Here is an 11866-nt window from a genome sequence, read left to right on the forward strand (position 1 = left end):
CTATATTATTTCCATCCGGCCGAGACGCGCCACCGCCACCGCGGGGGCGCAGTCTGCGGCCTCTGCCGCCAGGCGGCGGGAGCCGGCGAGCAACAACCCCGCATCGCGATAGGGCCGGCCCACCCGCTCAGCCAGCCGCTGGACCATGAAGCGGCCGACGCCGGCCCCCAGCAGCGGCGCGTGGCGGGGCGCATTCCGCGCCGAAAGCACCTGTGCCAGAGACTGGTGGAGGCGGAAGAGCTGCGCTTCCGCGGCCGCGGCCGCCAGCGCCTCCGCCTCGGCCAGCGTGCCGGCTGCCCGGCAAGCCTCGCCGGCAAGGTCGCGCCCCACCATGCGCAGCAGCCGGCGGGCGCTGGCGTCCCGGGTCTTGGGGCCACCATCGGCCGCGGGGTGGAGGTCGGCCTCCTCCGGCAGATCCCCGGTGAGGCGATGGATGTCGGCGGTGGTGGCGAAATGCTCCGCCATGAGCGGCACCATCCGCCCGCGGAAGGGCAAGGCGGGGGCCAGCGCCATCACCGGCGTGCGCGCCGCGCCGCTATAGACCAGCTCGCCGCTCTCCAGCCGCTCGGCATCCGAATAGCCGGAGAAGGAAAGTTTATTGCCGGCAAAATAAATCATGTCGGTGGTGGTGGAGCCCATGTCCACCAGCACGCCGTCGCCGCACAAGGCGGCGAGGGCGGCAGCGGTGGCGTGCCAATTGGCGGATGCCACTGCGGCCGCATGGTCCGGGGCCTGGGCGGCGGAAACGAAGCCGGCCGGCCCGGCATAGACCCGCATTGCGGGGCCGAGCCGCTCCGCCAGCGCCCGCGACAGGCCGGCCACGCCGGAAGGGCGGTCCGGCCACAAATCCGTCAGTTCCCCGGTCATGGTCACGAAGGCGCGTGCGGCCCCGGCATCCGGCAGGGCGGCCAGGGCCGAATCCAGCCGGTCGAGGCCCTGCCACAGGGGGCAGGCCACCATATGGACGCTGGCGAGGGTGCCGTCCGCTTCCAGCACCGCCTGCTTCAGGTGGGCGCCGCCCACGTCCCAGCCGGTGATGCGCCCGCTCATGCCAGCCCCATCTCGACGGTGCGGGCGCGCGGCGCCGGGCCGCTGCCGGCGGCGCCGAACTCGGGCAGGAGGCCGGCGGGGTTGATGCCCAGCGCCGCCGCCAGCCCCGCATAGGCGGTGGTGAGGCGCGGATTGACCTCCACCACCACCGGCCCGGCCGCGGTGAGGATGACATCCATGCCGACGATGCCGGCAAGGCCGGGAATGGCATTGGCCACCTGCTGCGCCAGCCGGGCGAGGCGGCCGTCGTCATCGGCAATGGCGCCCACGCCGAGGCCGGCGAGAAACAGGCGCCCCTCCACCTCGCGGATGTGCTGGCGGTTGGCGCACAGAAGCTGCGCTTCGCCCCCGCGCATCAGCACGGTGAGGCTGGCGGCCTCGCCCGCCACATAAGGCTGGATGACATGGCCCGGTCCCGGCTCGGCCCGGCGCCCGGCCGGCCAGCGGCGGGTATCCTCGCAGCCGGCGCCGTCGTCGGGCTTGGTGATGCGGTCGGCGCCCAGCGCCTCCTCGGCCTCCCCGGGGGCAAAGGTGGGAATGTGCGGCACTCCGGCGGCGGCGAGGCGGGCGGCGGTGGCGTGCTTGCTGGCGGCGATCTCCACCGCGGCGGGGGTTGAGGCGGCCACCCGCGCGCCGCTGGCGGCGAGTTCGCGCACCAGGCGCGCGAGCACGCCGCCGGTTTCCGGCGCCACCGGCCACGCCACATGGGCGGTGCACGCCAGGGCGCTCCACAGGGCGAAGGGGTCGTCGCCGGGACCGATGGGCCGCGATCCGGGCGCGGGAGCGGCGAGCCGGTCGTCATGGGTCAGCAGCAGCTCCACCGGCTGCGGCAAAGCGGAAAGGTCGCGCACCATGGCATCGCGCATCAGCCGTGCCTCGGCGACGAGTGAGGCCGGCAGGTCCGCGCCGCGCAGGCCGCCGCCGGTGACATATTCGCAGACGAGGACGCGCAGGGGGGAGGGGCTCATGTTCGACGGATTCATGCCGCCACCGTTTCGGCCATGAGGTGGGCCGCCAGCGGATCGGCCATGTTGCGGCCGGTGGCGTCGAACAGGCCGCGCCAGGCGGGCATGGAATTCACCTCCAGCACCCGCAGCTGGCCGTCGGCGCCGGCAATGAGGTCCACCCCCGCATAGGCCGCCCCCACCGCCGCCGCCGCCCGCACCGCAAGGTCGGCCAGCGCCCCCACCGCCGCCGTGGCGATGCCGGTGGCGCCCTGGTGGATGTTGGTGATCCAGGACGAACCCCGCCGCACCATGGCGGCTTCGGCCCGGCCGCCCACCACGAACACGCGGAAATCCTCATGGCTGCCGTCCGCGGGGGCGCAGGGCGGGGCGGCGACGAAATCCTGCAGGTAATAGACGCCGCCCGTGTCCGCCTCGCCCGGCAGGGCGTCCTTCGGCGCCAGCCGGGCGAGGCCGCGGCCCTGGGCGCCGAACAGGGGCTTGAGCACGGTGTCGCCGGGGGCGGCATCCACCAGCATCTGGGCGGCGGCGCGGTCCTCCATCACCAGGGTGCGCGGAGTGGGCAGGCCGGCGCGGGCCAGCAGGAAGGTGGTGGCGCTCTTGTCCACGCAGCGCTCGATGGCGCGGGCGTCGTTCATCACCCGCACCCCCAGCGCGCTCAGGGCATGCAGCACGCCCAGCCGGGCGGTCACCTGCTCCAGCGTGCCGGCGGGCACCGAGCGTACGAAGCAGGCGGCGGGCAGGTCGTCGCCGAAGCCGGGCAGCAGCAGGCCGTGGGCGGTCTCCCCCACGGCGAAGCCGCAGGCGGTGAGGGAGATGACCCGGGCCTTGCCGCCATGGCGGGCCACGGCGGCGAGCAGCGAGCGCGTGTGCCAGTCCACCCGCTCGGCGAAGATGACGGGCCCGGCCACCCTCAGCCCCCGAACGAGCGGGCGATGAGCGCGCCGTCGAAGCCGCCGGCGGTGAAGCTGACGCCGTGGTCGAGGGCGCTCACGGTGACGCGGGCGGGGGAGAACAGCAGCGGGTCCACCTTGTAGAAGTCGCACTCATAGCCCGCGAAGATCTCCGCGAACGGCCGCCCATGGTCGCGCGAGGCGCCCGAGGGCAGGCGCCGGGCCAGGTCCTGCGCCGCCGCAGCCGTGCCGCGCACGAACAGGTGCACGTCGCCGCCATAGAGGGTGGCGTCGTTGGTGCGGCCCATGGCGGTGAGGAAATCCGGCGAGGGCGGGGGAATGGGCGCCGCGCCCACCCCGTCCACGATATGGGCCAGCGGAAAATGCAAGGCGTGGGCCTTGTGCAGCGCCACTTCCAGCACCCGGGCGACGATCTGCACCGTGCCGGCCAGCGAGCTGGTGGGGGTGAGGATGAGGGTGATGTCCCGGCCCGCCACGCCGCAGCGTGCGGCGATCTCCTCCACCACCGCGGCCGGCGGCACGGATGCGGTTTCCAGCACCAGGGCGACGCGCTCGCCCCGCTCCCGGTAGCCCAGGTCCTCGAACAGGGGTTCCACCGCCGCGGTGGCCCGGCCGGGGCCGGAGCCGAGGGCGAAGAAATCGCCGGCCGCCAGGCTCCAGCCGGCATATTGGCTGCCGAGGCAGGCCAGCACCGGATCGCAGGTGGAAACGCTCGCCAGCGTTCCCCAGGGCGCGAAGCGCTCGCTGGGCGCCAGCGCCACGCGGCCGAGCCCGCCGAGGCAGATCTCGGCGATGCGGCGGCCGGCCTCCAGCCCGCCCGGGGCGGTGATGCCGGCATCCACCATGCGGGCGCCGTTCGGGCCGGTGAACACCGTGAGGCGCAGGGCCTCGGCATCGGCCACCAGCGCCTCCACCAGCGGCGCGGCGGCACGCGCGAGGCTGGGCCGCCGGGGAAAGGCGCCGTCCGGCGGGGCCGTGTCCGGGTGTGGGGCGGGGGTGGGCCCGGCGTCGGCGGGCGCGGGGTCGGGCTGGGATGTTGGCAAGCTCATGGCCGTGCCTTTCAAAATGCGCTGCGGCCCGCCCGTGGAGCGCCGGGGGCGCAGCGGGCGGGGACCGGCGGCGAGGATGGCATCGCGGATGCCTTAGGCGTCCAGCTCGCGGGCGAGCGCGAACACCGCGGGCAGATCGATGAACAGGGCCGTGTCGGTCTCGCACATGCGCTTCAGCAGCGTGTGCTGGACCGCATATTTGAGGTTGCCGATGGCAAGGGCGCCGATGCCCACCCCGTGGGGCAGCGCCACCGCCTGGTCGTGGGCGCCGATGCCGGCGATGCCGGCGGGCGGCACGGCGTTCACGTCCGCCGCCACCAGAAGCTGCCCGGCGGCTTCCAGATGGGCCTTCGTGAGGATTTCCACCCCCGCCTTGCCGGCGGCGAGCAGCACCTGCGCCTGCGGCACCAATTGCGCCTTCTCCGCCTCGGTGACGGCGGCGGCGCAGGCGAGGTCGAGGCCGAAGCGGGCCTTGATGTCCTTCGCCTTCTCCTCCACCGCGGCGATCTCGCGATGGCTGACGAGGGTGACGTTCGCGCCCGCCTGCGCGGCGATGACGGCGGCGATGGAGCCCACCACGCCGGTGGCGCCATAGATCTGCACGGCGGCGCCCTGCAGCCCCTCGGGCCGGCTCTTCACGAGCACCCGCTCCACCTTGGCGATCATGGCGGCGGCGGTGGTGAAGGAGCCGGCGGGATCGGGGAAGATGGAAATCTCGAACGGCGGAAACAGGGCGGCTCTGGCCTGCGCCGCCATGTCGAGGGCGAGCGCGGCGTCCTTGCCGCCGATGAACAGGCCGGTGCGCGGGGCGGCCTGGGGCGGGCGGGAGAACATCATGTCCTGGGTAAGGTCGCGCATTTCGGCGAGGGAGACGCGCGAATAGGGGGCGATGGCCTGGTAGCCGGCATCCACCGCCATGTTCACGTCGAACGGGCTTACCTGGGCAAGCGGGGAAACCATGTGGAGAATGGGGGCGTAGACCGCCATGGGCTGACTCCGTGTCGAGGGAAACAATTAGCGGGTGGCCGCGCCCTTCCTTGGAAGATGGACGCGGCGGTTGTTTCCCCGCACGCAGCTGGTGCCGGGATTTTTTAGTCATCGCGCAGGCTTGCGCAAGTCCCGCGCAGGCGGCGGCCGGGCTTAATCGTCGCTGCGCTGCGAAATTGCGCACCGTCCGGCCGGCCGCGCGGGGCCGCAGCCGCAGGCCCGCGCGATACCGGGCGGCGACACGGCGTCGCGCCCGTCGCACCCTGTGTGTCGGGGCGGCTACAGTGTTCGTGAATTGCATCCAAGATATTGCACTAAAAGAATAATAAGAGCCCGTTGCGTTGACTGCCCCGAATCGGCCCGATAGCTTCGGGCAAAATGAATTCGGGGGGTTTCGTTCCATGTTCGCGCGCAACAGGCTGTTGATGGCATCGCTTCTGGCCGGCGCGGTGATGATGGGCGGAACGCTCGCCCGCGCGGACGACGATGACGACGACAAGGGGCCGGGCGGACTGCCGGAAATCGAGAGCATCGAGACCGAGAACATCTTCGGCTACACGCTGGGCACCGACACCGGCGAGAAGGGCGAGAAGGAGTTCAGCTTCACCCTTGACGGCCGCTTCGGGAAGTTCGCCGGCAATTACGCGGCCTATCTGGGCGAGGCGGAATTCGAATATGCGCTCACCGACAATCTGAAGGTGGCGGTGGGCGCGGCCCTGGCCGGCTTCGACATCTCCCGCGTCCCGGGCTTCGATGATGTGAGCGGCGGCGGCTTCGGCGGCGCTTTCTTCGAGGTGAAATACCGCTTCCTCGACCGGCGCACCGCCCCGTTCGGCCTCTCCTTGTCCATCGAGCCGGAATGGGCGCGCATCGATGAGGCCTCGGGGGAGACCGGCACCGCCTATGGGGTCGAGTTCCGGCTGGCGGCGGACATGGAGATCGCCAAGGACTTCATCTTCGGCGCCATCAACATCGTCTATGCCCCCGAATGGGAGCGCGAGCACGAGGACGGGCTGAGCTTCTGGTCCGCCGGCTCGGGCCTTGAAATCTCCGGCGCGGTGACGGCCCAGGTGGTCAAGGACATCTTCCTCGGCGGCGAGGTGCGCTATCTGGCGGCCTATGAGGGCGCCACCTTCGGCGACCGCTCCGGCTGGGGCGTGTTCATCGGGCCGAGCCTTTATGCCCAGGTGACGGAGAGCTTCTTCGTCAAGGCCGCATGGTCGGTGCAGATCGCCGGCGCCACCGAGGGCCTGTGGACCAATTCCGCCCTCAACCTGCTGGATTTCGAGCGCCAGCAGGGCCGCCTGCAGATGGGCTTCAGCTTCTAGTGGATCAAGGCGTTGTGGTTCGACCTAGAGCGCGATCCGGGCAAATGGACTCAATTTGATCGGTGAATCGCGCTCTCACTTAAGGATAGAGAACGCGTGATCCGACCAGCTTGCGTTGCAAGCTGGTCGGCGCGTGCTCTAGAGCGCGATCCGGGCAAATTGACTCAATCTGCTGGGTGAATCGCGCTCCGAACTCAGGAGCGAGCACGCGCCGAAGCGTGAGGGCGCGTCGCCGGAGCGACAGCCGCGGTCGTCCATGCGGGCGCCGGGGCGGAAGGGGGCCGGATGCGGGTGCGGGACTTCATGCGGCTGGTTGCCGCATTCCTGTGCGTCACCGGCGCCGCCGCCGCGGCTGAGGATGCTGCATCGCACGCGCCGGCCGCGCCCCTTCCCGTGGTGGAGGTGGCGCCGGGCATCTTCGTTCATCAGGCGCCCTATGCTCTTGCCCTGCCTGGCAATCTCGGCTTCGTGGGCAATGCCGGCTTCATCATCGGCGGCGATGGCGTGGCGGTGATCGACACCGGCGGCAGCGCTCTTGCCGGGGCGCGCCTTGCCGCCGCCATCCGTCAGCGCACGGCGCTGCCGGTGCGCTATGTGATCAACACCCACATGCACCCCGACCACGTGCTGGGCAACGCGGCCTTTGCCGCGCCGGGGGTGATCTTCGTCGGCCACCGCAATCTGCCGGAGGCGCTGGCGGCGCGTGCCGAGGCCTATCTTTCCGCCACCCGCCGGCTGGTGGGCGAGGCTGCGGCCGGCACCCGGGTGGTGGTGCCCGACACGGTGGTAGCCGACACCCTGACCCTCGATCTGGGGGCACGGCCGCTGCTGCTGGAGGCCTGGCCCACCGCCCACACCGGCACCGACCTTACCGTGTACGACAGCGCCACCGGCACCTGGTTTCTGGGCGACCTGCTGTTCCTCGGCCATGTGCCGGCGCTGGACGGGAAGCTGGCGGGGTGGCTCGCCCTGCTGGATGTTCTGAAGGCCCGGCCGGCGGCGCGGGTGGTGCCCGGCCACGGCCCTGCCTCCGCCCCGTGGCCGGCCGCGGCCGAGCCCACAGAACGTTATCTGCGGCGGCTTTCGGCCGATGTGCGCGGCATGGTCGGCGCCGGCCGCACCATGGCCGAGGCGGCGCGGGACGCGGGACGCGCCGAGGCGCCCCACTGGCAGCTGTTCGACGACTTCAATGCCCGCAACGCCACCACGGCCTTCCACGAATTCGAGTGGGACTGAGGCCGGCGCCGGCGTGGCCGGTGCCGATTTTGCAGTGCAAAAACTATTTCCCATTACTTCGCACATGCGGAACTAAAACAGTTCTCGCCGGAGCCGAATGGCGTATTGCGTCGGGCGAGAACATTGCTTACGTTCCTCACAGCTTCGGCTTCAACAGCTCCGTGCGGGGAACGCGGGGCTGGTTCGCAGGCCTGCGGGACGCTGTGTCACCGCAAGGCTTCAGGGCATCACGCCGGTCGTGACACGCTGCCGAAGTAGATGGAGTCCCCCAAGGCGAAAATAGCGCTCAGTGCGTTACCCGCCCCACATGCGTGGGCGAGGACGCGCATCCATCGGAGGAAGCCCGGATGAGACGAATTTTGGTATGGACCGCGGCGGCGGCGGCGACTGCATTTCTCGGTGCGCCCGCCCACGCGAACGACAGCGTGATGAAGCTGACCCAGGACCCGAACCAGTGGGTTCTGCAGACCGGCGATTACGCCAACACGCGTTTTTCCAAGCTCAAGCAGATCACCGCCGACAATGTCGGCAAGCTCCAGGTGGCCTGGACGTTCTCCACCGGCGTCCTGCGCGGGCATGAGGGCTCGCCCCTCGTGGTGGGCGATGTGATGTATGTGCACACGCCCTTCCCCAACATCGTCTACGCCCTCGACCTGAAGGACGAAGGCCGGATCATCTGGAAGTACGAGCCCAAGCAGGATCCCAACGTGATCCCGGTGATGTGCTGCGACACGGTCAACCGCGGCCTCGCCTATGCGGATGGCAAGGTGTTCCTGCACCAGGCCGACACCAAGGTGGTGGCGCTCGACGCCAAGTCGGGCAAGGTCCTGTGGTCGGTGGTCAATGGCGATCCCAAGAAGGGCGAGACCAACACCGCCACTGTGATGCCGGTGAAGGACAAGCTCATCGTCGGCATCTCCGGCGGTGAATTCGGCGTGCGCTGCCACGTCACCGCTTATGATCTCAACACCGGAAAGCAGGCGTGGCGCGCCTATTCCATGGGGCCGGACAGCGAGATCCTGCTGGACCCGGAGAAGACCACGGACCTCGGCCGGCCGGTGGGCAAGGATTCGTCCCTGAAGACCTGGCAGGGCGACCAGTGGAAGATCGGCGGCGGCTGCACCTGGGGCTGGTATTCCTACGACCCGCAGACCAACCTGATCTATTACGGCTCGGGCAACCCTTCCACCTGGAACCCGAAGCAGCGCCCGGGCGACAACAAGTGGTCCATGACCATCTTCGCCCGCGACGCCGATACCGGCATGGCCAAGTGGGTCTACCAGATGACCCCCCACGACCAGTGGGACTATGACGGCATCAACGAGATGATCCTCGTCGATCAGGAGGTTGCCGGCCAGATGCGCCCGCTTCTCGTCCATTTCGACCGCAACGGCTTCGGCTACACGCTGGACCGCAAGACCGGCGAGCTGCTGGTGGCCGAAAAGTTCGATCCCGCGGTGAACTGGGCCACCAAGGTGGATATGGACCGCAACAGCAAGACCTTCGGGCGGCCGCTGGTGGTGGACAAGTATTCGACCGAGCATAACGGCGAGGATGTCAACACCACCGGCGTGTGCCCGGCGGCGCTCGGCACCAAGGACCAGCAGCCGGCCTCCTTCTCCCCCGAAACCGGCCTGTTCTACGTGCCCACCAACCATGTGTGCATGGATTACGAGCCGTTCCGGGTGAGCTACACCCCCGGCCAGCCCTATGTGGGCGCCACGCTTTCCATGTTCCCCGCGCCCGGCAGCCATGGCGGCATGGGCAACTTCATTGCGTGGGATGCTCGCAAGGGCAAGATCGTGTGGTCCAACAAGGAGCAGTTCTCGGTGTGGTCCGGCGCCCTCGCCACCGCTGGCGGCGTGGTGTTCTACGGCACGCTGGAAGGCTATCTGAAGGCGGTGGACGCCAAGACGGGCAAGGAACTCTACAAGTTCAAGACCCCGTCCGGCATCATCGGCAACGTGATGACCTATACCCACCAGGGCAAGCAGTATGTCGCGGTGCTGTCCGGCGTCGGCGGCTGGGCGGGCATCGGCCTTGCGGCCGGCCTGACCGACCCCAACGCCGGCCTCGGCGCCGTGGGCGGCTATGCGGCGCTCAGCAGCTACACCGCCCTTGGCGGCCAGCTCACGGTGTTCACCCTGCCGCAGTGATGCGGCCGGCGTGAGCCGCCGCGGCGGCGCTCGCGAGACGAAGCCGGCACGCCGCCTTTAAGCGGCGTGCCGGCCTCCCCCCGATCGACAGGTGCGCATGATGACCCGCCGGCCCTGGCCGGAATGCGGACGCGCGCCTCCCTTCGACTGCCCTTGTGGAGAGATGGTGTGGTTTCGACTTTCCCCCTGACGCGGGCCGGCGCGTTCTTCTTCGCCGCGCTCGCGCTTATGCTGTCCGGCGCGCTCGCCCCGGCCTTGGCCGAACCCGGCGCCCAGGGCGATCCCAAGCCGGTGAAGGAGGAGGACGGCAAGTATTTCGACGCCACCGGCGCCCCGACCTATTCCATCAAGCCCGACGGCACCGTGGATTGGTTCACCTATTCCGGCTACCGGCGCTACCACGCCGAATGCCATGTCTGCCACGGCCCGGACGGCATGGGCTCCACCTACGCCCCGGCCCTGATCGACTCCCTGAAGACCATGGACCACGACCAGTTCAATGAGGTGGTGGTGAGCGGCCGGCAGAACGTGGGCGGCGGCAACGACAAGGTGATGCCGTCGTTCGGCCTGAACAAGAATGTCATGTGCTACCTCGACGACATCTATGTCTATCTGCGTGCCCGTTCCGACGAGGCCCTGGGCCGCGTGCGCCCGGCCAAGCGGGAGAACAAGACTGCGGGGACCAATGAAGCGGAAAAGGCTTGCCTTGGAGAATGAGGGGCGGTTCGCGCCCCTGCTCGCCTCCCTTGCGACGGTGGCGCTGGCCGCCATCGTGCTGCTGAGCCCCAGCGGCGCGGGCGGGCAGCAGATTCCCGACCAGGTGTCGGCGCAGGCCCTGCGGGTCTGCGCCGATCCTGCCAACATGCCCTTTTCCAGCCAGTCCGGCGCCGGCTTCGAGCTGGAGATCGCCGGCATCGTCGCCGACGAACTGAAGCTGCCGGTGCGCACCTATTTCATGCCGCAGGGTCCCGGCTACGTGCGCAACACCCTGGGCAAGCGCCTGTGCGACGTGATCATCGGCTATGCCGCCGGGGCCGATCCGGTGCTGCATACCAATCCCTATTACCGCTCCGTCTATGCCCTGGTGGTGAAGAAGGGCGGGCCGCTGGATGGGGTGGACCGCCTCGCCGATCCGCGCCTGAAGGGCCGCCGCCTCGGCCTCATGGCCGCCACCCCGCCCGCCGACCACCTGCTGGAACTGGGCCTGCTGCCCAGCGCACGCACCTATTCGCTGCTGGTTGACCGCCGCTTCGATTCCCCCGCCGAGGAGATGCTGGCCGATCTGGCGGCGGGCGAGATCGACGGCGCCCTCCTGTGGGGTCCCACCGCCGGCTATTTCGCCGCCCGCGCCGGCACGCCGCTGAAGGTGGTGCCGCTCATCCACGAGGCGGAACGCCCGGCCCTCGCCTATCGCATCACCATGGGCGTGCGCCACACCGACCATGAGTGGAAGCAGGTGCTGAACCGCATCCTGCTGACGCGCGCCGCCGACATCGAAAAGGTGCTGCTCGCCTATGGGGTGCCGCTGCTGGACGAGGACGACCGGCTCGTCACCGCCGCCGCCGGGAGCAAGGCGCCGTGAGCCGGTGGCGCGCCGTCCGTCCGGCGGCGTCCGTGCTGCCTGCGCTGGCGCTGGCCGCCTGCGCGCTTCTTTGGCCCGTTGCCGGCCCCGCCGCAGCGGGCGAGCCGGCCATGACGGCGCTGCCGCCCGAGCCGGAGGACTATCGCTTCGAGCCCTACCGCACCCCCACCCCGGCCACGCTGGCCGGTGCCGAGGTGCTCGCCCCCGAAGCTGCGGCAGCTCTTTGGCGCGAAGGGGCGGCGGTGTTCATCGACGTGCTGCCGCGCCCGCCCCGGCCCGCCGGCCTGCCCGCCGGCACGGTATGGCGCGAGCTCCGGCACGAAAGCATTCCCGGCGCCCACTGGCTACCCAATGTGGGGTTCGGCGCGCTGGACGAAGCGACCGCGACCTATTTCGCCCACGGCCTCGCGGCGCTGACGAAGGGCAATCCCCAGGCACGAATTGTGATATTCTGCCTGAAAGATTGCTGGATGTCCTGGAATGCCGCCAAGCGGGCCCTGGCCTTGGGTTACGTCCGCGTCGCGTGGTTTCCCGAAGGCGTGGACGGCTGGACGGCGGCGGGGCTGCCGCTGGAGCCCGCCACGCCCTGGCGGTTGTGA

Annotated in this window: 11 protein-coding genes; 6 read left to right on the forward strand and 5 right to left on the reverse strand. The window is 70.1% G+C overall.

All coding sequences use genetic code 11. The features are described 5' to 3' along the window. The 5 genes from ACI7BZ_RS04965 to ACI7BZ_RS04985 all read right to left on the reverse strand — a co-directional run bounded on the left by ACI7BZ_RS04965 (position 1) and on the right by ACI7BZ_RS04985 (position 4965). The gene (locus ACI7BZ_RS04965; RefSeq protein WP_414116084.1) at positions 1-1050 is read right to left on the reverse strand and encodes a hydantoinase/oxoprolinase family protein; all 1050 of its coding nucleotides are present in this window, start codon (positions 1048-1050) and stop codon (positions 1-3) included. Next, the gene (locus tag ACI7BZ_RS04970) at positions 1047-2018 is read right to left on the reverse strand and encodes an ATP-grasp domain-containing protein (protein ID WP_414116085.1); all 972 of its coding nucleotides are present in this window, start codon (positions 2016-2018) and stop codon (positions 1047-1049) included. Before ACI7BZ_RS04970 ends, ACI7BZ_RS04965 begins: the two co-directional genes overlap by 4 nt. A gap of 11 nt (positions 2019-2029) precedes the next feature. After that, a complete protein-coding gene (locus ACI7BZ_RS04975) occupies positions 2030-2926 on the reverse strand; it encodes a RimK family alpha-L-glutamate ligase (RefSeq protein WP_414116086.1) in 897 nt (298 codons plus the stop codon). Positions 2927-2928: 2 nt separating this feature from the next. Further along, positions 2929-3978 (reverse strand): methenyltetrahydromethanopterin cyclohydrolase, encoded by a 1050-nt coding sequence (gene mch, locus ACI7BZ_RS04980; RefSeq protein ID WP_414116087.1) that lies wholly within the window; start codon positions 3976-3978, stop codon positions 2929-2931. 93 nt (positions 3979-4071) lie between these two features. Next, on the reverse strand, positions 4072-4965 hold the full coding sequence (locus ACI7BZ_RS04985) for a methylene-tetrahydromethanopterin dehydrogenase N-terminal domain-containing protein (RefSeq protein WP_414116088.1): 894 nt from the start codon (positions 4963-4965) through the stop codon (positions 4072-4074). A 425-nt stretch (positions 4966-5390) separates the two neighbouring features. Between ACI7BZ_RS04985 and ACI7BZ_RS04990 the strand changes: the two genes are divergently transcribed. From ACI7BZ_RS04990 to ACI7BZ_RS05015, 6 genes are all read left to right on the forward strand, one after another. Beyond that, positions 5391-6293, forward strand: a complete 903-nt coding sequence (locus tag ACI7BZ_RS04990) for a DUF6662 family protein (protein WP_414116089.1) — start codon at positions 5391-5393, stop codon at positions 6291-6293. Positions 6294-6578: 285 nt separating this feature from the next. Beyond that, positions 6579-7529, forward strand: a complete 951-nt coding sequence (locus tag ACI7BZ_RS04995) for a quinoprotein relay system zinc metallohydrolase 2 (RefSeq protein ID WP_414116090.1) — start codon at positions 6579-6581, stop codon at positions 7527-7529. Between the two features lie 347 nt (positions 7530-7876). Beyond that, on the forward strand, positions 7877-9685 hold the full coding sequence (gene xoxF5 / locus ACI7BZ_RS05000) for a lanthanide-dependent methanol dehydrogenase XoxF5 (RefSeq protein WP_414116091.1): 1809 nt from the start codon (positions 7877-7879) through the stop codon (positions 9683-9685). 228 nt (positions 9686-9913) lie between these two features. Further along, positions 9914-10402 (forward strand): c-type cytochrome, methanol metabolism-related, encoded by a 489-nt coding sequence (locus ACI7BZ_RS05005; RefSeq protein WP_414119091.1) that lies wholly within the window; start codon positions 9914-9916, stop codon positions 10400-10402. Beyond that, positions 10392-11267, forward strand: coding sequence for a substrate-binding domain-containing protein (locus ACI7BZ_RS05010; protein ID WP_414116092.1), 876 nt, complete (start codon positions 10392-10394; stop codon positions 11265-11267). Before ACI7BZ_RS05005 ends, ACI7BZ_RS05010 begins: the two co-directional genes overlap by 11 nt. A gap of 32 nt (positions 11268-11299) precedes the next feature. Continuing rightward, positions 11300-11866 carry a PQQ-dependent catabolism-associated CXXCW motif protein gene (locus ACI7BZ_RS05015; RefSeq protein WP_414116093.1) on the forward strand — a complete coding sequence of 189 codons (567 nt, stop codon included), beginning with the start codon at positions 11300-11302 and terminating at the stop codon, positions 11864-11866.

The sequence above is a fragment of the Xanthobacter sp. AM11 genome (assembly GCF_047444035.1).
In the GTDB taxonomy this organism is placed as follows: Bacteria; Pseudomonadota; Alphaproteobacteria; order Rhizobiales; family Xanthobacteraceae; genus Xanthobacter.